The following is a 647-nucleotide window of genomic DNA, read 5'->3' as shown; positions in this document are numbered from 1 at the left end:
GTCGTCAACGCCAAACGGGTTCATCGCATCATGGGCAGCCACGCCATGCTGCTGGAGAAGCATACGGCCGTTCGCAAGGGCCGCCTCCACGACGGCAAGGTCATGGTCATGCGCTCGAACCTGCGCTGGTGCTCGGACGGTCTGGAGTTCACCTGCTGGAATGGCGAGGTAATTCGTCTCGCCTTCATCATCGACGCCTTCGACCGCGAGATCATCGCCTGGACGGCGGTCGCCAATGCAGGCATCTCCGGCTCGGACGTGCGCGACATGATGCTGGAGGCAGTCGAGAACCGCTTCCGCGCAACCCGAGCCCCGCAAGCCATCGAGCATCTCTCTGACAACGGTTCGGCTTATACCGCGCGGGACACGAGGCTCTTTGCCCAGGCGCTCAATCTGACGCCCTGCTTCACGCCGGTGGCCAGTCCACAGTCGAACGGCATGTCGGAAGCCTTCGTCAAAACCCTGAAACGGGATTACATCCGCATATCAGCTCTACCGGACGCCCAAACGGCTCTCCGGCTCATTGATGGATGGATCGAGGACTACAACGAAATCCATCCCCATTCCGCGCTCAAGATGGCTTCCCCAAGGCAGTTCATCAGGGCTAAATCAACCTAGCCGACCTGTCCGGTGAAATGGGGTGCACT

General features: G+C 60.4%; 1 protein-coding gene. It reads left to right on the top strand.

Going from position 1 to position 647, the window contains the following annotated elements; genetic code table 11:
• Positions 1–618 (top strand): IS3 family transposase (locus PDO_RS17010; protein ID WP_007604732.1); only part of this gene is annotated, 618 nt, incomplete at its 5' end.
• Positions 619–647: the final 29 nt, after the last annotated feature.

It is taken from the genome of Rhizobium sp. PDO1-076 (assembly GCF_000247475.1).
In the GTDB taxonomy this organism is placed as follows: domain Bacteria; phylum Pseudomonadota; class Alphaproteobacteria; order Rhizobiales; family Rhizobiaceae; genus Allorhizobium.
The sequence above is the reverse complement of the archived record's forward strand: the minus strand, read 5'-3'. Positions and strand labels throughout refer to the sequence as shown.